An 18711-nucleotide genomic window follows, 5' to 3' on the forward strand; every position below is an offset into this window, starting at 1 on the left:
CATGAGCGCAAAACAGGCTCTGTTTTAGCATGTACAGTTGAGGACAAAAACAAGCTGTCAGTTATAAACAAAAAAAGGAACGATTGAGATCGTCCCTTGTGTCATTAATCTTCTTCGTCTTCTTCTGGTCTTGCAAAGACAGATGGGTTTTGATAAGGCTGCTGCATATAAGGCTGAGCTGGATAAGCACCCATTTGACCATATGGAACAGGGTTTGGATAATGTCCAGGCCATGGTTGATGATGCTTCATACCATCATCGCATCCGCAGTCTTCCTTGCCATATGCTTCATTTGGAGCGTTTGGATAAAAGCCTTGATTGGCATTGGCATTCGCATTCGCTCCTGCATTTGGATGCATATGGTGGTGCCAGTGATGCCCGTCGTTTGCATGATGCTCGTGATTTTCACCGTAATAAGCTGGTGCTTGATACGCAGGGTAATACGGCTGAGCCGCCGGATAAGGGTACGGCATCATGTGATGGTGATAATACGGCTGTACCGGATAACAAAGGCCTGATCCCGGTAATATAGGAGAAGCGGGTACCATTTGCTGCGGATATGGATACATTGCTGGCATGTAATGACCATAACCATAATAAGGATCATATGACTCTTGATGATGGTGGTGATGCTCTTTATTTTCAGCCATGCCCCCTACTGCTGCCCCTCCAACATTCGGCATTTGCGGGAAATTAGGAAGGTTTGGGTAATTACTATGTTCCATATCTTTTCCCTCCTCTTTTTGATGTGGGATATGAATGAATGGATCATATCCCTTTGCCACTTCATCTTTGAAATGATCCTTATTTTCATGATGAAAATGGTCCTTGTGATCTTTATGATCCTTTTTCTCATGAACATGATCTTTCTTTTCATGAACGTGATCTTTTTTCTCATGATGTTCTTTTTTCGGAGGAGGCGTGAATGGCTGGTAGAGATTCGTCTGATAATAGTTTACATCAACTTGTGGAAAAACTGGCTGTTCAATCTTTGGTACTGGTGGCACATAAGGTACCGGTTCATTCGGCTTTTCCTTCGGCTTCGTATCTTGAACTTGCACGACATCCTTTGGCTTTTCTTTTACATACGGGTGTTCTTTTGCTTTTGGCATTTCTTTTGCTTTGTGATGATCGGTTTTTACAGGAACACCACTAGATGGAATTTTGATTTTCATTCCTGGCATGATCAAATCTGGATTACTGAGCTGCGAATTTAATTTTTTCAATTCTTGAAAGTCGACTCCGTACTTCTTTGAAATTTTCCAAAGGGAGTCTCCTTTTTGCACAATATGAATTTTCAACGTTTTCCCCTCCTATGCAAAACGTGAACGTAGCGGTTATGTCAGAAGTACAATATGTTTCAACATAAATTTATGCCTATTTACAAGCCGATATGATAAAAACTTGTTTTCTGATAGGAGGGGACACTTCATTATTTAATGGTCAGCATCTTATTTAAAGCGAGCAATGCCTCTTTTGTCGTCTCTTCATTCACTTGAATCAAACCGACCGGCTCCCCTTTTTCAATGCTTTCAAGTGACCATAGTAGATGAGGCAGATCAATACGGTTCATTGTCAAACATGGACACATATCTGGATTGAGGGATTCGATTTGTTTGTCAGGGTGCTGGTCAATGATGCGTTTCACTAAATTCATTTCTGTTCCAATGGCCCACTTACTTCCTGCTGGTGCCTGCTTGATCGTATCAATAATAAATTTCGTTGAACCAGCTAGATCAGATGCCTTTACGACTTCATGCGTACACTCTGGATGAACAAGAATCTGTATGTCACGGTCTCGTTTTCTCGTTTGTTCAATATTCTCAATGGTAAATTTCTCATGAACAGAGCAATGACCTTTCCATAAAATCATTTTGATTCGATGAAGCGGTTGGTCGGTGATGAGCTTTTCTTCTATTTGATCCCAGACAGCCATTTCCTCTAGCGGAATCCCTAAATCATAGGCCGTATTACGCCCTAAATGCTGATCAGGTAGAAAAAGAATCCGCTCTTTTTGGGTCAGCGCCCACTCCAATACTTTTTTAGCGTTTGAAGATGTGACAGTCGATCCGCCATGCTTGCCGACAAATGCTTTAATATCAGCCGTTGAGTTTACATAAGTCAGCGGAAGGATCGTATCTCCAAACAGCTCAGTGAGCTGATCCCACGCCCTGTCTGTTTGTTTCATATTCGCCATATCTGCCATTGAACAACCTGCTCTCATATCTGGCAAAAAGACGTGCTGATTCTTTTTTGATAGCATATCGGCCGTTTCTGCCATAAAATGAACCCCGCAAAATACAATGTATTCTGCTTCGTGATTGTCAGCAGCAATTTGTGCAAGCTGCAATGAATCACCTGTCACATCAGCAAATTGGATGACTTCATCTTTTTGATAATGATGACCCGGTATAAAAAGCTTTGATCCAAAGGCGCGTTTAATCTCTAATACTCTCTCTTTCATTTCATCATAAGAGCGCAGTTTATATTCATCTGGCATCATGGCTGTATGTTGCGCTGCTAACACATCAAGCATGGACATGAGTCGTTCCCCCTTTATGGCTGAATTCCATATTCATACTAAAATCGAATGATGGAGCAGAATGTGTGAGGAATCCAAGTGAAATAAGGTCTACACCTGTCCCCCGGTAGTTAGCCACATTCTCTAACGTGATGCCGCCTGATGCCTCAGTCAATATGGTTTCAGGGGTCATTTGTTTAAAGCGCTTCACTTCGTCTGGAGAGCAGTTGTCAAACATGATGACATCTGCTTTGGCTTCAATGGCTTCCATCAGCTGTGCTTCTGATTCAATTTCCACTTCAATTTTCACCATATGACCGGCGTATGCTCTTGCTTTCTCCACAGCTTCCCTGATAGAACCACAAGCCGCAATATGATTATCTTTAATCATCACCCCATCGGATAAGCCGAAACGATGATTCTTTCCGCCTCCGACTTTTACTGCGTACTTCTCCAGCATGCGCAAACCGGGTGTCGTCTTTCTCGTATCACAAATCGTAATAGATGGATCAGCTAATCGCTCTACTGCTTCATGCGTTAGTGTAGCAATCCCTGTCATTCTTTGTAGGATATTCAACACCACCCGCTCCCCTTTCAGCAAGTCGTTGACGGGGCCTGTTATTTGTGCCAGTACAGCCCCTTCATGAATCCAATCACCTTCCTGGAAAAACAGCTCAGTTTGAACTTGTTCATTCAGCAGTTTGTATCCCATATCAATGACTTGTGTCCCGGCCAATACGCCTGATTGTTTCGCCATGATGTAAGCTGTTCCTTTCTTGTCTCCAAAGATGGCATCAGCGGATACATCTCCAAACCCAATATCTTCTTTTAAAAAATGAGTGAGCATTTGCTTTAACTGTAAACGTTCCATTTGGCACCAATCCTTTCATTTTTTATGATGTAAATATGGCCCTTATCATGTACAATCTGTTTTGCTCGCCACGAAGCATCGTGCCGATTTGGATAATCGGTGCGATAATGACCGCCCCTACTTTCTGTTCTGAGTAATGCGGATTTGACAAGGCATATGGCTAAAGCCCATTGATTAGTTATTTCGATCTGTTCATTTGTGATATTCTTCACATTAATTTGCTGAAAAGAGACTTGTTTTAAATGATCGAGCAAAGTCTGTAAGCCTTTCTCATCTCTCACAATTGCGGCATATGCTGTCATCCATTTTCTGAGCTGAGCCTGTGAAACCGTTGGGACAGACCATACTTCTTGAATGGAAAGAGCAGGGTTTTTATCTTGCCAGGTTTGCAACCGCTCAACATACCGTGCCGCCTTGTTTCCTAAAACGAGACCTTCTAAGAGCGAATTACTTGCCAGTCGATTGGCGCCGTGTAAACCTGTACAAGCTGCTTCACCAATGGCGAAAAGTGATGGAACTGTTGTTTCTCCATGTTCATTCACCTTAATTCCACCCATTAAAAAGTGCATACCGGGTGAAACTGGCAGCCTTCCGCTTGCCATATCAACTCCCGCACGCTGACACATCGAAGCAATCGCAGGAAAACGTGCAGAAAAACGCGGAATATCACGGATGTTCAGATAAATGGAATGACCGAGTTGCTGCTCATGGAAAATAGTCCTTGCCACCACATCTCTAGGCGCTAAATCGCTCTGCGAGTGCATTCCTTTCATGATCCGCCTGCCTGATTCATCTTCTAAATAGGCGCCCTCTCCCCTGACTGCCTCTGATACGAGACCGATCGCTTTACCTGAAGTGGTCAAAAGGGTCGGATGGAATTGCACAAATTCGAGATCTACTAGCTGTGCCCCTGCGCGATAGGCCATCATCAGACCGTCTCCTGTCACAGACGGATCATTTGTGTTTGTTTCATATAAGGAACCACAGCCGCCAGTGGATAATACAACTGCATCTGCGGTCATTGTATGTACATGACCTTTTTCGTCTTTCCACACAACACCGGTACATACCCCTTCATGAACTAATAGATCCATGACATGATGATTTTCGTATACATGAATGTGTGAGCCGAGCTTCCCTTTCAAAAACTGCACGAGGGTTTTTCCCGTTTGATCTCCTCCTGCATGCAGAATACGATGGGTCGTATGGGCTCCCTCTTTACCTAACTGCGGAATTCCCGTTTCATCTCGATCAAATGGGCAGCCCTCTTCTACGAGCTTCTTTACAAGATCTTTTCCATGACGGACGATCTCCTGTACAGTTTTGTCATCATTGTGACCACACCCCGCAGCTAAAGTGTCTTGCACATGCTGATCGACAGAATCATGTGCGGAAAAGGCTGCAGCGATTCCCCCTTGTGCGAGCATGGAATTACTAGAGGAAAATTGTTTTTTTGTCATCATGATGACTTGGCAGTTCTCTGAGATCGTATTCACAAAGGAAAGAGCCGCAATGCCCGACCCCACCACAATGACTTTTTTGATAGATGACACAATCGCCCCTCCTGTCATTTACACCTGTCTTGACACATATCATTACACAACACTACAATAAATACAAGAAAAAATTTTCACACAGGAGATGGATGGATTTGATTTATTTAGATTATGCAGCTTCTACACCTGTTTCTGAGGAATCACTGCATGTATTTCAGCAGTTGAGCAAAGAATGTTACGGAAATGCGAGCAGCCTGCATGATGCAGGAGGAAGAGCAAATGAAATCTTGGCTTACAGCAGACAATCACTTGCAGCGATTCTAGGGGGCGAACCTGATGGCATTTACTTTACAAGTGGCGGAACTGAATCCAATATCCTTGCGATTCAATCGATCATAAATGGGCTGCCTCCACATAAACAGCATGTCATTACCACATCAGTAGAGCACCCTTCCGTTCATCATGCGGTCAATGCCTTGCAGCGTCTCGGTGTGAAGGTGACGGTCATAGAACCGAATCAAGAAGGAATCATCACAAAGGAGATTCTCAAACAGGCTCTATTGCCTGAAACCGGACTAGTATCCATCCAGCATGCCAACTCAGAAACTGGGATTATTCAGCCATTAGCTGAATTAGCAACGCTCTTAAAAGAAAGAAATATTCTTTTTCATACAGATGCAGTGCAGACATTCGGAAAAATGCATGTGTCGATTAAAGAACTTGGGGTCGATGCCCTCTCCATTTCGAGTCATAAAGTGTATGCACCTAAGGGCGCCGGTGCTGTCTATATGGGGACACATGTCCCTTGGAAGCCTATATATCAAGATACTGTACAGGAAAATGGTCTACGCCCAGGGACAGTGAACGTTCCATGTATCGGTGCTTTTGTTGCCGCGAGCGAGCAAATCATGCTGAAAATAGAGCATCAGCAGCAGCTGGATATTCAGCTTCGTAATTATTTTCTTCAGCAGCTAAAAAAACGGAAGCTGTCTGTCCGCATGCTGCAAGAAAGTGACCAGCGCCGCACGCTGCCTCATATTATTGGTTGTTTTTTTGAAGGGTTTGAAGGACAATATGTAATGTTAGCTTGTAACCGGCATGGGATTTGTATATCCACAGGAAGTGCGTGCGCTTCTGGTTATCACCACCCTTCCCCTGCTGTGAAGGCATTACATGTATCAGATCGTGATGCCCTTCAATTCATTCGACTATCATTTGGACGAGGATCATCAAAGGATGACATCGATCAGCTTTTGCATACATTTGAGAGCTTGCAAAAGGAGAAGAAAGGAGCATAAAACGTGGAACAAGAGAGAAAACTCATTGGCGAAGAAAGAAGAAACGCCATTTTAAAGTGGCTACAAGAGACTGATACACCACTCACCGGAAGTTTTTTAGCTAAAAAAGCCGCTGTCTCACGACAAGTCATTGTACAAGATATTTCATTACTCAAAGCAAAAAACGAACCCATTATTGCCACAAGCCAAGGCTATGTGTATATGGCGCAGCATACACCGGAAACTGAAATTGAACAGATTATCGCTTGCAAGCACGATCCTCATCGTACAGAAGAGGAGCTGACACTGATTGTAGACTACGGTGTAACGGTGAAAGACGTGATCATTGAGCACCCTGTCTACGGGGAGCTGACGGCCTCTATTCGAGTGAGTACGCGCAAACAAGTGGCTGACTTCGTTCATCATATTTCTAATACGGGCGCCTCCTACTTATCAGAGCTGACAGACGGCGTACACTTACATACCCTTACTTCATACAGCCAAAAGCAGCTTGACCAAGCCATTCAAGCGCTTGATGACGCTGGATTTCTCATTAAAGACTAAAAAAATAGTGTCCCCAAGAGGACACTATTTTTCATTCGTTAATTCATATGTTTGATAGCTGCCGAGTAGTTTCACTTCACAGCCAATCGCTTCTAATTCTTGAATGGCGCCAGGGACAAGTACATCATCCATCTCTTTTTCGATATCAATGATAAATAAATAGTGTCCAAGGCCTGTTTTTGTCGGACGCGATTCAATTTTGGACAAATTGAGATTCCGCCATGAAAAAGCTGATAACACACGGTGCAATGCACCTGACTGATCATCCTTTGGCAGGCTGACAACAATGGTCGTTTTTGGCTTTGAAGAAAAACCAGAATTCATTGGGAACGATGCCTTCGCCTCTTTATGTAAAATGACAAAACGTGTATGATTGTGCGGATAATCATGAATGTCTTTTTTCGCAATCGTCAATCCGTACGTTTTTGCGGCGATTTCATTCGCAATCGCACCAACAGCTTCATCTGGATGCTCACTGATGTATTTCGCTGCATAGCCTGTTGATTCCACTGGCCGATGCGGGATATTAGGAAACTGTCTCTTCAAAAATTGATGACACTGCGCAATGGCGTGCGGATGTGACTGAATCACATCTAATGTCTCCCAGCTCTCCGCTCTCGATGGATGGACAAGCAGGTGCTGGCGAATCGGTGCTGTCATTTCGCCCACAATGGACAAAGCGTCCTCATGAATTAAATAATCAATTGTTAAGTTCACAGATCCTTCGAGTGCATTTTCAAGTGGAACGACCGCCAAATCTACTTCTCCCTTTGACACAGCATCCATACATTGCGGAATGGTTGCATAAGCCCGCTGCTCTGCATCTTTTGGAAAACAAGAACAGACAGCCAAATGAGTAAATGTGGCCTCTGGTCCAAAGTAACCTACCGTTAATTGCTTCATCTGCTATGATCTCTCCTTTTACGCCCCAGAACCTAGAATTTCAACTTTTTCGACAAATTCAAGTTTTCTTAATTGATTCATGACTGTATTGATATCATCTGCCATGCCGGCCGTACTGATCGACAGGGTAACATTCGCTCTTCCTTGCAACGGAATCGTTTGGTGAATGGATAACACATTACAGCCAGAGTCAGCCACAATTTGCAGCAGCCTAGACAGAGCCCCAGACCGATCCTCCAGGTGGAAAAACAATGTGATGATCTGCTCTTTGACCATCGTATAAAATGGAAAAACAGCATCTCGATATTTATAAAAAGCACTGCGGCTTAAATCCGCTTTTTGAACAGCATCGGCAACTGAATCCGCTTTTTTGCGATCGAGAAGCTTTTTGACTTCAAGCGTTTTTCGCATCGCATCCGGAAGTACATCCTCTCTTACTAAATAGAACGTTTCTTCTTTCACCTGTTTTCTCCCCTTTTAAAAACGGGAGAGCCCATGAACTGGACCCTCCTTTTGATCAATCGATAAATTCAAATTCAAATTCAAGCAGACGAATGATGTCTCCATCTTTTGCACCACGTTCACGCAGGGCATCATCAACGCCCATTCCGCGCAGCTGTCTAGAGAATCGTTTCACTGACTCGTCCCTTGAGAAATCTGTCATCTTAAACAGTCGCTCAAGTGCTTTACCAGTTAAGACAAACGTACCATCAGGATCTCTTGAGATCTCAAATGCTGCTTCTCCTTCATCAAACTTGTACATCACACGGTTATCAGAGAGCTCTTCTTCATTGTAGAGCGGGAATTCCGGTGTTGTTTCAAGCTGATTGGCGATTTCAAATAAGAGCTCACGAAGCCCTTCTCTTGTGATCGCACTAATTGGGAACACTTTATAGTCATCTGTTAATTTTTCTTTAAATGCCGCTAGATTGTCAGCTGCATCCGGCATGTCCATTTTGTTCGCTACAATGATTTGCGGACGCTCTGTCAATCTCATATTGTATTGCTCAAGCTCTTCGTTAATCGTCACGTAATCTTCGTATGGGTCACGCCCTTCAAGTCCAGACATATCAATGACATGGACAATGACACGTGTACGTTCAATGTGGCGTAAAAATTGATGACCTAAGCCAACACCTTCGTGCGCTCCTTCGATCAGTCCTGGCAGATCCGCCATGACAAAACTTCGGTTATCGTCTGTTTCAACAACTCCAAGGTTTGGCACAAGCGTTGTAAAATGATAATCCGCAATTTTTGGTTTCGCAGAAGAGACAATCGAAAGCAGTGTTGACTTCCCGACACTTGGGAAACCAACAAGTCCAACATCTGCAAGTACTTTTAATTCTAAGATGACGTCACGTTCTTTACCTGGCTCGCCGTTTTCAGACAGCTGTGGTGCAGGGTTTGCTGGTGTTGCGAAGCGTGAATTTCCACGTCCACCACGTCCACCTTTGGCAATCACAGCCCGCTGTCCATGCTCTGTCAAGTCAGCTAGTACTTGTTCCGTCTCAGCATCTGTCACCACTGTACCCGGCGGAACTTTAACAATCATTTCTTCCGCATTTCGGCCATGCTGATTTTTACTCATTCCATGCTCACCGCGGTCCGCCTTGAAATGACGCTTATAACGAAAGTCCATCAACGTTCTGAGTCCTTCGTCTACTTCAAATACTACATCTGCACCATTTCCGCCGTCGCCGCCTGCTGGCCCGCCTTTTGGCACATATTTTTCACGACGGAACGCCACCATACCGTTTCCGCCGTCACCGCCTTTAACATACACTTTAACCTGATCTACAAACATAACTTCCTCCGTTTCTCTGCATCACATATCTCGTTCTTGCCTCAAACAAAGCTCAATCATGGACTCGTGATTCGTCACATGAAATTGCGTTATACTCATACATGGATAGTTTGCGTCATGAAACGCATTTAACGCATCCAAACTTGTTAATTTTCCTTTGAAATCAAAATATAAGATCACATCATTCTCTTCATGATCCGTTTGGAAAGTGACCGTTAAATGATTTTCAGTTTTTTGGCAAACTGATTGATCGAATATCGAAAACAACTCCCGTGATACCGTTAGCAGCTGCGATTCATATGCTGATAAGTCTCGGGTTTCACCAAGCACTTCATATTCTAGGGTGATAAAATGCGACTCCCAATTAAAGGTTAGAAAGTAATAGGCCAATTGGGGAATTTTTAAATTTGAGAGTTTGGATTCATGCTGTGCTTCAATGACCATTTCTTCTATTATTTCGAACACTCGGTCATATTTTTCTAATGTCAAGTTGCCTTTGATTAACTGCAATTTATTCATCCAGTCGTGTCTTGAACGACTAAGTAGATGGATCAATTCATTCGTTAATGCAACGTGAGTTAATTTTTCGTTTTGTTTACTTGGTATCTCTTCCATTATCGCACTCCCAATCGTTTGGTCTCTCTTTTAGGAGTCTTATCATCAATATGTCTCCCTGAATTATAACAGAGAAGACAGCATAGAAAAACACTAGTTATGTGAGGAAAGGTTGTTTTTTCTGATCGTATAGGAGAAAATGAGGCAAAGTCAGCAAACATTCTTTGATATTTATGGAGTGCATCTTCTTTTATCATCTTCGGTACTACTTGTAAAAAGCGCAAAAGCTCCCTGAATAGTGAAAAAAACTCCAGTCAATGACCGGAGTTTTTAGCAATTATTGTGCCGCAGGATATACGCTCACTTTTTTACGGTCACGACCGAAACGTTCGAATTTAACAGTTCCGTCGATTTTAGCGAAAAGAGTGTCGTCGCCTCCGCGTCCAACGTTTTCACCTGGATAGATTTTCGTTCCACGTTGACGATAAAGGATAGAACCACCAGTTACGAATTGACCATCAGCACGTTTAGCGCCTAAACGTTTAGACTCAGAGTCACGTCCGTTCTTTGTAGAACCTACCCCTTTTTTAGATGCGAAAAATTGAAGATCTAATCTAAGCATGAAGTTCACCTCCTATTTTTTTGTAGATATTCTCACATAATCGTGATAATCTCGTTCAATTGTTTCTAAGGAAACGACCATGCCTTCTAAAAGCAACTGGGCTTTTTCAAAGGTGACTGGATCTGTATCAGCTGGCAGTTCAAAAGAGAAATACCCGCCTTCATCTCCAATATCAAGCAGTGGATCCATTCCTGTCAGTGCAATAATTGAATTGACTGATCCGAAAACAACAGCAGATACACCTGCACAAACGAGATCCTGACCTTTTTCAGCAAACTCGGCATGTCCAGTCATCTGAAAAGACGTAATGCTTTCATCTGCTGGCGACCGAGTAATGGTTGCTTTGATCATATCACTCACACGCCTTAAGCGTTGATTTTTTCGATAACAACTTTAGTGTAAGGTTGACGATGACCTTGTTTCTTGTGGTTGTTTTTCTTCGGTTTGTACTTGAACACAGTAATTTTCTTACCGCGACCTTGTTTTTCAACTTTAGCCGTTACTGTTGCTCCAGCAACTGAAGGGTTACCCACTTTGACAGTGTCTCCGCCGACAAACAATACGTTTTCGAAAGTAACTGTTTCACCTGCTTCAGCAGCTAGTTTTTCAACATAAACAGTTTGACCTTCTTCAACTTTTACTTGTTTACCACCAGTTTCGATAATTGCGTACATCTCTGCACCTCCTAATAAACTCAGACTCGCCGAATACAGGGGGCCAATAGGCACTTTACACCTGCTCCGCGCGGTTGTAGCACGGGTGCTACATATCCATAACATTAAAAAATATATCAAATTAGACGCTGAATGTCAATGTATTTTTACCATTAGTACGGTAAAAGAAGATCTTCCATGGAAGAGGTGGTTCTTCGATCTGAAAAATAAGCATGGAGCAATTCATTTTCATCGAGCTGGCTCATTTTCACACCATTCCGTTCGATAATAATGGGATGCTTACAGCCCCTTTGGAATCGCGCCATCACTTCATATATTTTCTCCTCAGCACTGGCTCTCAGCGGAATGAGTTTCTCTACCTTTTGCTCTTTTTTACCGTAATAACGTTCTAGTAAAAAACGTACCCTGATATAATGCCGCTGCCGGTGCTCCATCACAAGCGAGTAGGCTAAAAAAGTGAGCAGGATCCAGCCGTTGAATTGCAGCGGAGCAAAACAGAGTAACCCTGCTGTCAAAAGACCGAAAAAAATGAGAGATCCTTTTATTGCAAGGGCATGTGCCTGTTGGAAAGGGTAAAAAACAGATAAGAGCAAAAAGAATAATTTCCCGCCATCAAGTGGCCAAATGGGCAAAAGGTTCACTAAAAAAATCGCTACATTATAAAAAGTAAACATCGTAAAGACATCATATGAGATAAGTGAGGCTTCCATGAGAAGCCAGGCGACGAGCTGGAGCGGGACATGCTGAAGCGGTCCGCATAAAATGACCGCCAGCTCTTCTTTTAGCGGACGGTTCCCGTGCTCTTCTACTTCTACCGCCCCGCCAAATGGCAGTAAAAAAATCCGCCGAATCCGCCAGTGATAATAACAAGCAGCCGCTGCATGTCCAAGCTCATGGACACAGACGATGATGAGCAGACAAAGCAGCGGCTTAATTTGACCTGATAGCATGGCAAATGCCATGACTATCCAAAGGAGCGGGTGAACATGGACCTTTGTCAGCATGAGCAGCCATCTATTCAAAGGTCATCACCTGAATGGGATCAATAAACTGTTCATTTTGCTTAATGGCAAAGTAATATGTCCCCTTGCCTTGTTCATCAAGCGCAATTTGACCAATTTTTTCACCTTTATCGACAAAATCGTATAAAGCCACATCAGCTTCTTTTAGTTGACCGTACCAGCTGTAGCTGTTATCTGCATGCTGCACCACGACTGTGAGCCCCGTATCACTTTTCTTTTTCACTTCTACGACATAGCCTTCTTTCATACTATCGATGGCTTCAGCAGATGTTTCAACTTTCACTCCGGCACCATTTTGCGTAAAGGATTCCTGCACTTTTCCAGAGGCAGGGACAGCCAGCTCTTGATTGGCTTGTACGTCCTTTTGTCCTTCTTTTTTATCGGTCAAAAAGGCAAGTGGGTTTCCGACAGTTTTCTCAAACCACCGGTTGGCGGCCGCAAATTGAAAATCTTGTTCAAAGGTTTGACTGATCATCGGCTTCAGCTGCTGAAAAGGCCCCGCCTGTCCTTTAAATGAAATAGCGGCAATCAGTACGAGAGAGGCAGAAAGTAAACATTTAAGCACAAACGTATTTGAATGAAATAACGGATGGCGAAATTTTTTCGTTTGGTGAGACGTTGACTCGTAGGAAGCCGAGCCAGAATGCTTTTCTTCTTCTGTTAACATGACCCATGGCGGAATATCATCTTTCTTCTTGAAAGCTGCCTTCTTAGGGGCAGCAGCTGGCTGCTTCATTTTGCGGCGCTGCGCTATTTTCTTTCGATACTCGTCCACTCTTTTCATAAGATCACCCTTTACATACAAACAGTTTGTACATTTTATGTGGCGACCTCATATGATATGCAACAAAAAGACCGATTCTCATCGAATCGGTCTCATCTCACGTGAATCATTATGCTCTTACACCGAAAAATGCTTTCAGCTTCGCAAACATCCCTTTGTTTTCTTCTTCAAAGGATTGAAGAGGAACAGATTCACCTAGTACGCGGCGAGCAATATTGCGATACGCAATGGAAACTTTATTTTTAGCATCCATGACAATCGGTTCACCATTGTTTGAAGCCTTAATGACATCATCATCATCGGCTACAATGCCGAGAAGATCAATTGATAAATGATGGACAACTTCATCCACATCCATCGAATCGCCATTTTTCGCCATGTGTGTACGAATGCGGTTCACAATCAAACGAGGCGGTTCAATATCCTCTTGTTCCAGCAAGCCGATAATTCGGTCTGCATCTCTCACAGCTGAGATTTCAGGTGTCGTGACCACAATCGCTTTGTCAGCACCTGATACAGCATTTTTAAAGCCTTGCTCAATTCCAGCAGGGCAATCAATGACAACATAATCAAAGTCTTGTTTCAATGATTGAATTAATTCTTTGATCTGCTCCGGCTCTACCGCCGTTTTATCGCTTGTTTGAGCAGCAGGTAAAAGATACAACAGATCCTCGAACCGCTTATCCTTCACAAGCGCTTGGTGAATCTTGCATCTTCCTTCTACTACATCGACTAGATCATAAATAATGCGGTTTTCAAGCCCCATCACGACATCTAAATTCCGAAGGCCGATGTCGGTATCAACTAGACACACTTTTTTTCCTTGAATTGCTAGTGCTGTGCCTAAGTTTGCAGATGTTGTTGTTTTGCCAACGCCGCCTTTTCCTGAGGTAATCACAATAGCCTCGCCCAATTTCACATTCCTCCCTCAAGCCTTGTCAGATTAGGTCTTATATGAGCCAATTGCTGCAGGCGTTCAATGATCATATTGCCATCTATATCTAAATAAGCACATTCCATTTCATTTCCATCTTCTTTTTGATCCGGTGCACGGTTAAACACCTGTGCGATGCGAAGCTGGGTTGGAATCATATGAGATGCCGCAATGACAGCTTGTTTGTTCCCATTACATCCAGCATGCGCTACACCTTTTAATGCACCGAGCACAAAAATATTCCCCCCTGCACGAATGGTGCCGCCAGGGTTGACATCTCCTATTAATAAAAGATCCCCTTCGACATAAAGCACCTGTCCAGAGCGTACAATTTTTGCTACAGAAGTAATCTCAGCCTCTGCTTTTAAACGTCTCGCCTCTTCAGTTGACATGACGTCACTTTCAATAGAGTGAATGACGAGATGTTCATTTTCAGACACCGCTTCAGTTAAACGCGCCTCTTGATCCTCTGTTAAATATCGAAAACCAAGTTTAATATGCACATTGACTTTATGTCCTTCTCTTCCGTCTGTATATTGCTCAAGTAAAAGAACCTCTCGCAAGCCAGAAAGAAGGTCTTCAAACGAACAGTCATCATTTAACTGTAATGTTAATCCATTTTTTGTACCTTTTATTGTCACATACTGCTGTTTTTGAGTTTTCAAGATGCTCACCTCAACAACATACTCATTTCGCCGTAATTGGACAAACTCCTGCTTTTATTCGTCGATCAGTCCTTGTTTCACATTGATGAAAAAGAGCCTAAGCGGCACAACAAGTATGAGAGACGCAGCAGTATTTAAAAGAATCGTTGGAATAAAGCGTTCGATGACATACGTATTAAAAGGCATAATACCTGGTTGAATCGTCGCTTGAACGCCGTACACATAAAACTCCATCACTGCAACAGCAATCATCGATAGAAAGACAACGACTAACATATTCGTTTGGAGGACTTTGAAGGCTTTTGCTAACAAATAGCAGAGCGCACCAAAGCCAAACATATGAACACCAAGTATACCTGTATACGAAATATCATATAAAAGTCCAAAGATAAATCCATAAATCACACCATATTTTTGATTCACAAAAGCTGTCATAAATACAAGTGCGAGTAAGATGAAATGAGGCGCTAAAATTTGATTGTCTGAAACAAATGGGAGCTTCACTAAATCGACAAAAATACTGTCAAATACGAAAATAAACAACATGACGAAAGCAAGAAGGACACGTTTCACGAGCCTTCCTCCTTCGTTAATTGAGATGCATCTGCCGTACTTGTGCTGCGATTCACAACAATCACACGGTCTAAATTATTGAGTTCAGCAGCTGGTTCTACATAAATAATTTTTGTCAGTCCGTAATGGTCCGGCTCAATTTCACTTACCTTCCCAATCGTCAAGCCCTGCGGGAATACGCCCCCCGCTCCAGATGTTTCAACAAGATCTCCTTTTTTGACATCCCCATCAGCATCGGATTTTAAAATGTTCATTGTCAGCATTTTTTTCTTGCTGTCATAACCGTTAATAATTCCATTGAGTTCTTCTTTGCCCTTTTTCGCAAAAATTTTCGTTGAAATTCTATTATTTTGATCTGTAGAGCTTAGCAACCTTACAGTCGACGTAAAATTGTTGAGCTTATCACTTTCAATTTTCCCAATTAACGCACCACTCTCATTGGTGACCGCCATATCTTTTTCAACGCCTTGTTTTTTCCCTTTATCAATCATGACAAAACTATCCCAAAGGGACGGGTTTCTCGCAATGACTGTTGAAAGTATGGGCGTGTAGTCACGAATAGAGTTCACATATCCGAGCTGCTTGCGAAGCTTTTTGTTCTCATCTTCTAGTTCTTGAAGTTTCGCCTCATATTGGGTTTGTCCATCAAGTTTTTTTCGAAGACGCTCGTTTTCATCATATGTGTTCTTTAAATCTTGTACGTTCCCATAAATACCGGCAATAAATTGTGATGGTTTATGAAAGACACCTTGAAAAAAGCCTGTCGTATCCCCCACTAATTTTTCCGGCCATGAAGCACCTCTGCCGCTTTTCACTGAAAAACCAATCATGGCCACCAGTACGATGACACAGACAAGGAGCAACATTAATCTTTTATTCATAAAAAACTGCGGCATGTCTTACACCTCTTTATTTACGCCCAATTATCGATTATCTTTAGATTTTCCTTTGAACAAGTGAATATGTTCTAGTGCTTTCCCTGTTCCGATCGCCACACAGTCAAGCGGATCTTCAGCAATAATGACCGGCATTTTTGTTTCATCACTAATGACTTTGTCAAGATTACGTAGCAATGCACCGCCGCCTGTTAACACAATTCCACGGTCCATAATATCTGCTGCTAGCTCAGGTGGCGTTTTTTCAAGTGTCATTTTGACCGCATCGACAATTGTTTCCACCGTATCGCGAAGCGCTTTTGCAATTTCTTCTGCCGTAATAGAGATCGTTTTTGGCAGACCTGTTAAAAGGTCACGGCCGCGAATGTCCATCTCATCATGTACGTCAGGCTGCGCAGAACCGATTTCCATTTTAATCGCTTCTGACGTGCGATCACCAATCATAAGATTATACGTTTTACGAATGTAGCTGCTGATCGCATCATCCATCTCGTCTCCTGCAACACGGATCGATTGAGATGTCACAATACCGCCAAGTGAAATAATGGCTACTTCTGTTGTACCGCCACCAATATCTACAACCATGCTTCCAGTTGGCTCCCATACAGGAAGGTTAGCACCGATTGCCGCAGCAAATGGCTCTTCAATAGGGTATGCGTCACGAGCACCAGCTTGTCTTGTTGCATCAATGACTGCACGCTCTTCTACTGCTGTAATACCAGATGGTACACACACCATCACGTACGGTTTACGAGCAAAAAGCCCTTTACCTTTTAATGCTTGATTAATGTAATATTTCATCATTGTTGCTGTCGTCTCGTAGTCTGCAATGACTCCGTCTTTCATTGGGCGCAGTGCCACAACATTACCAGGTGTACGACCGATCATGTTTCTAGCGTCATTTCCAACCGCCACTATAGACTTCGTATCAGTTTCCAAAGCTACGACCGAAGGTTCTCTCACAACAATGCCTTTTCCTTTAATAAAAACAAGCGTATTCGCTGTTCCAAGATCTATTCCAAGGTCTTTTGTACCAATTCCAAACATATGTATGTATCTTCCTTTCTTAAACCAAAATTCCCTTTAGGGAAAAACTCATAAACTCTATTATATCGTAAAACATTGAAAAAAAAAGTGTTACAAATACCCTTTTTCCTTCAAACTCACAAATTTTTGATCACCGATCACTAGATGATCAAGCAGCTGTATTCCAATCAGCTTCCCACATTCAAAAAGTCGCTGTGTGACTTCAATATCTTCCCTGCTGGGCGTCGGATCTCCAGATGGATGGTTGTGCACACATATAAATGAAGCGGCCGAACGTTTAAAGGCCTCTTTAAAAATTTCGCGCGGGTGAACAATCGACGAATTTAGACTTCCGATAAACACAGTATGTTTATGAAGAACTTGATTTTTGGTATTGAGATAAAGACAAACGAAATTCTCCTGCGTCAAAAATCTCATATCTTCCATCACAAAATTCGCACCATCTTCCGGCGTGCGGATCACATAACGATTGTCCGTCGTTTGATGGTGTAATCTAGTGCCGAGTTCTAAAGCAGCTAAAAGAGAGATCGCCTTCGCTTTTCCAACTCCTCGAATCTTTGACAGTTCTTCAATCGAAGCTTCCTTCACAGAACGAAGACCACCAAATGTTTGTAAAAGTCTTGCGGACACTTGAAGAACTGATTCCTTTTTTGTGCCTGTTCTCAAAAGAATCGCGACAAGTTCATGGTTTGATAAGCTGCTTGGACCATATTTGACAAATCGTTCGCGCGGCTTTTCATCATGAGGAAAATGCTTCAGCAGCATAGGGAAATGATTCAAGATCTACACTCCTTTTTTGATTCCTTCCCGTCATCAAAAAGGGGTGATACCAAATGTTTCAAGCACTCTGACTGTTTTAGCAATAGGGAGTCCTACAACGGAAAAATAATCACCGTCTATTTTTTGTACAAACAGGGCACCTTTTCCTTGAATGCCGTAGCTTCCAGCTTTATCAAGAGGCTCACCTGTTTCAATATAGCGGTCTATTTCATCTTGTGTAAGTGGCCAAAATGTCACGTCTGTCTGTTCATAAAATGTTTCTTTTCTATTCTCTGATTGAATCGTGACACCAGTCAAGACTTGATGTGTCTTACCTGACAATAATTGAAGCATTGAGGCTGCATCTTCCTTGTCTTTTGGCTTTCCAAGACAGTTGCCATCAATTGCAACAATTGTATCTGCACCAATGATCACAGCTTTGGGATGTATTTTTTGAATATCATTTGCTTTTTGTTCTGCCAACCATTGGACGTTCTCAGCAGGAGAAAGGTTTCGATTTATTTCTTCTTTTAAATCACTTGCTTGAATGTCATAAGAAAACCCTGCTAAATCAAGCAATTCTTTTCTTCTAGGTGATTGAGATGCGAGTATTAACTGGTTCATGTTTGTTCATCCTTTCAGGGTTTAGCCTAAGAAGTAAGATACCCATTCATCCTATCAAATGAACATCTTACCGACAATTGACGAAAATGCCATTTTCATGTTCCTACATCATTATGTTGG

General features: G+C 42.6%; 22 protein-coding genes and 1 other annotated feature. Of the genes, 2 read left to right on the top strand and 20 right to left on the bottom strand.

Annotated features, from left to right (window positions below):
- Positions 1-104: 104 nt before the first annotated feature.
- The 4 genes from safA to nadB form a co-directional block, all read right to left on the bottom strand.
- Positions 105-1301, bottom strand: coding sequence for a SafA/ExsA family spore coat assembly protein (gene safA, locus KVT11_RS13300; protein WP_008342774.1), 1197 nt, complete (start codon positions 1299-1301; stop codon positions 105-107).
- 131 nt (positions 1302-1432) lie between these two features.
- A complete protein-coding gene (nadA, locus tag KVT11_RS13305; protein ID WP_035701737.1) occupies positions 1433-2542 on the bottom strand; it encodes a quinolinate synthase NadA in 1110 nt (369 codons plus the stop codon).
- Positions 2529-3392 carry a carboxylating nicotinate-nucleotide diphosphorylase gene (nadC, locus tag KVT11_RS13310; RefSeq protein WP_017358129.1) on the bottom strand — a complete coding sequence of 288 codons (864 nt, stop codon included), beginning with the start codon at positions 3390-3392 and terminating at the stop codon, positions 2529-2531. Before nadC ends, nadA begins: the two co-directional genes overlap by 14 nt.
- Positions 3374-4945, bottom strand: a complete 1572-nt coding sequence (gene nadB, locus KVT11_RS13315) for an L-aspartate oxidase (RefSeq protein WP_217609015.1) — start codon at positions 4943-4945, stop codon at positions 3374-3376. The genes nadC and nadB overlap by 19 nt, the downstream gene beginning before the upstream one ends.
- 92 nt (positions 4946-5037) lie before the next feature.
- Between nadB and KVT11_RS13320 the strand changes: the two genes are divergently transcribed.
- Positions 5038-6186 (top strand): IscS subfamily cysteine desulfurase, encoded by a 1149-nt coding sequence (locus KVT11_RS13320; RefSeq protein WP_116307229.1) that lies wholly within the window; start codon positions 5038-5040, stop codon positions 6184-6186.
- Positions 6187-6189: 3 nt separating this feature from the next.
- Positions 6190-6729 (top strand): transcription repressor NadR, encoded by a 540-nt coding sequence (locus KVT11_RS13325; RefSeq protein WP_017358132.1) that lies wholly within the window; start codon positions 6190-6192, stop codon positions 6727-6729.
- A gap of 24 nt (positions 6730-6753) precedes the next feature.
- On the opposite strand, the gene pheA is transcribed toward KVT11_RS13325, so the two are convergent.
- The 16 genes from pheA to KVT11_RS13405 form a co-directional block, all read right to left on the bottom strand.
- Positions 6754-7632 (bottom strand): prephenate dehydratase, encoded by an 879-nt coding sequence (gene pheA / locus KVT11_RS13330; protein ID WP_017358133.1) that lies wholly within the window; start codon positions 7630-7632, stop codon positions 6754-6756.
- A gap of 18 nt (positions 7633-7650) precedes the next feature.
- A complete protein-coding gene (locus KVT11_RS13335) occupies positions 7651-8094 on the bottom strand; it encodes an ACT domain-containing protein (protein ID WP_008342790.1) in 444 nt (147 codons plus the stop codon).
- Between the two features lie 55 nt (positions 8095-8149).
- On the bottom strand, positions 8150-9436 hold the full coding sequence (obgE, locus tag KVT11_RS13340; RefSeq protein WP_007501521.1) for a GTPase ObgE: 1287 nt from the start codon (positions 9434-9436) through the stop codon (positions 8150-8152).
- 21 nt (positions 9437-9457) lie between these two features.
- Positions 9458-10051, bottom strand: coding sequence for a sporulation initiation phosphotransferase B (locus tag KVT11_RS13345; protein ID WP_007501522.1), 594 nt, complete (start codon positions 10049-10051; stop codon positions 9458-9460).
- Between the two features lie 277 nt (positions 10052-10328).
- Positions 10329-10613: a 50S ribosomal protein L27 gene (gene rpmA, locus KVT11_RS13350; protein ID WP_003216586.1), complete on the bottom strand. Its 285-nt coding sequence runs from the start codon at positions 10611-10613 to the stop codon at positions 10329-10331.
- Between the two features lie 12 nt (positions 10614-10625).
- Positions 10626-10964 carry a ribosomal-processing cysteine protease Prp gene (locus tag KVT11_RS13355; RefSeq protein ID WP_007501524.1) on the bottom strand — a complete coding sequence of 113 codons (339 nt, stop codon included), beginning with the start codon at positions 10962-10964 and terminating at the stop codon, positions 10626-10628.
- A gap of 14 nt (positions 10965-10978) precedes the next feature.
- Positions 10979-11287 carry a 50S ribosomal protein L21 gene (rplU, locus tag KVT11_RS13360; protein WP_003216781.1) on the bottom strand — a complete coding sequence of 103 codons (309 nt, stop codon included), beginning with the start codon at positions 11285-11287 and terminating at the stop codon, positions 10979-10981.
- A 12-nt stretch (positions 11288-11299) separates the two neighbouring features.
- Positions 11300-11373, bottom strand: a sequence feature (ribosomal protein L21 leader region).
- Between the two features lie 66 nt (positions 11374-11439).
- Positions 11440-12309, bottom strand: coding sequence for a M50 family metallopeptidase (locus KVT11_RS13365; protein ID WP_024718398.1), 870 nt, complete (start codon positions 12307-12309; stop codon positions 11440-11442).
- Complete coding sequence (locus KVT11_RS13370; RefSeq protein ID WP_008342800.1) at positions 12302-13093, bottom strand: M23 family metallopeptidase; 792 nt, start codon at positions 13091-13093, stop codon at positions 12302-12304. The genes KVT11_RS13365 and KVT11_RS13370 overlap by 8 nt, the downstream gene beginning before the upstream one ends.
- A gap of 109 nt (positions 13094-13202) precedes the next feature.
- Complete coding sequence (minD, locus tag KVT11_RS13375; RefSeq protein WP_017358134.1) at positions 13203-14006, bottom strand: septum site-determining protein MinD; 804 nt, start codon at positions 14004-14006, stop codon at positions 13203-13205.
- A gap of 2 nt (positions 14007-14008) precedes the next feature.
- The gene (minC, locus tag KVT11_RS13380; protein ID WP_007501533.1) at positions 14009-14692 is read right to left on the bottom strand and encodes a septum site-determining protein MinC; all 684 of its coding nucleotides are present in this window, start codon (positions 14690-14692) and stop codon (positions 14009-14011) included.
- 54 nt (positions 14693-14746) lie between these two features.
- Positions 14747-15265, bottom strand: a complete 519-nt coding sequence (gene mreD, locus KVT11_RS13385) for a rod shape-determining protein MreD (RefSeq protein WP_008342803.1) — start codon at positions 15263-15265, stop codon at positions 14747-14749.
- Positions 15262-16161 (bottom strand): rod shape-determining protein MreC, encoded by a 900-nt coding sequence (gene mreC / locus KVT11_RS13390; protein ID WP_007501536.1) that lies wholly within the window; start codon positions 16159-16161, stop codon positions 15262-15264. The genes mreD and mreC overlap by 4 nt, the downstream gene beginning before the upstream one ends.
- A 27-nt stretch (positions 16162-16188) precedes the next feature.
- Entirely contained in the window at positions 16189-17208 is a 1020-nt protein-coding gene (locus KVT11_RS13395; protein WP_007501538.1) for a rod shape-determining protein, read from the bottom strand.
- A gap of 90 nt (positions 17209-17298) precedes the next feature.
- Entirely contained in the window at positions 17299-17973 is a 675-nt protein-coding gene (gene radC / locus KVT11_RS13400) for a RadC family protein (protein WP_026050121.1), read from the bottom strand.
- Positions 17974-18021: 48 nt separating this feature from the next.
- Positions 18022-18591, bottom strand: coding sequence for a Maf family protein (locus tag KVT11_RS13405; RefSeq protein WP_046527127.1), 570 nt, complete (start codon positions 18589-18591; stop codon positions 18022-18024).
- Between the last annotated feature and the right edge of the window lie 120 nt (positions 18592-18711).

Source organism: Bacillus sp. GbtcB10 (genome assembly GCF_019091365.1).
Lineage (GTDB): Bacteria > Bacillota > Bacilli > Bacillales > Bacillaceae > Bacillus > Bacillus altitudinis.

Coding starts and splice junctions, on each gene's coding strand:
- nadA (WP_035701737.1), bottom strand. CDS start 2,542: ATGTCCATGCTTGATGTGTTAGCAGCGCAACATACAGCCATGATGCCA.
- nadC (WP_017358129.1), bottom strand. CDS start 3,392: ATGGAACGTTTACAGTTAAAGCAAATGCTCACTCATTTTTTAAAAGAA.
- KVT11_RS13320 (WP_116307229.1), top strand. CDS start 5,038: ATGGATTTGATTTATTTAGATTATGCAGCTTCTACACCTGTTTCTGAG.
- pheA (WP_017358133.1), bottom strand. CDS start 7,632: ATGAAGCAATTAACGGTAGGTTACTTTGGACCAGAGGCCACATTTACT.
- obgE (WP_007501521.1), bottom strand. CDS start 9,436: ATGTTTGTAGATCAGGTTAAAGTGTATGTTAAAGGCGGTGACGGCGGA.
- KVT11_RS13345 (WP_007501522.1), bottom strand. CDS start 10,051: ATGGAAGAGATACCAAGTAAACAAAACGAAAAATTAACTCACGTTGCA.
- rpmA (WP_003216586.1), bottom strand. CDS start 10,613: ATGCTTAGATTAGATCTTCAATTTTTCGCATCTAAAAAAGGGGTAGGT.
- KVT11_RS13355 (WP_007501524.1), bottom strand. CDS start 10,964: ATGATCAAAGCAACCATTACTCGGTCGCCAGCAGATGAAAGCATTACG.
- rplU (WP_003216781.1), bottom strand. CDS start 11,287: ATGTACGCAATTATCGAAACTGGTGGTAAACAAGTAAAAGTTGAAGAA.
- KVT11_RS13370 (WP_008342800.1), bottom strand. CDS start 13,093: ATGAAAAGAGTGGACGAGTATCGAAAGAAAATAGCGCAGCGCCGCAAA.
- mreC (WP_007501536.1), bottom strand. CDS start 16,161: ATGCCGCAGTTTTTTATGAATAAAAGATTAATGTTGCTCCTTGTCTGT.
- KVT11_RS13395 (WP_007501538.1), bottom strand. CDS start 17,208: ATGTTTGGAATTGGTACAAAAGACCTTGGAATAGATCTTGGAACAGCG.
- radC (WP_026050121.1), bottom strand. CDS start 17,973: ATGCTGCTGAAGCATTTTCCTCATGATGAAAAGCCGCGCGAACGATTT.
- KVT11_RS13405 (WP_046527127.1), bottom strand. CDS start 18,591: ATGAACCAGTTAATACTCGCATCTCAATCACCTAGAAGAAAAGAATTG.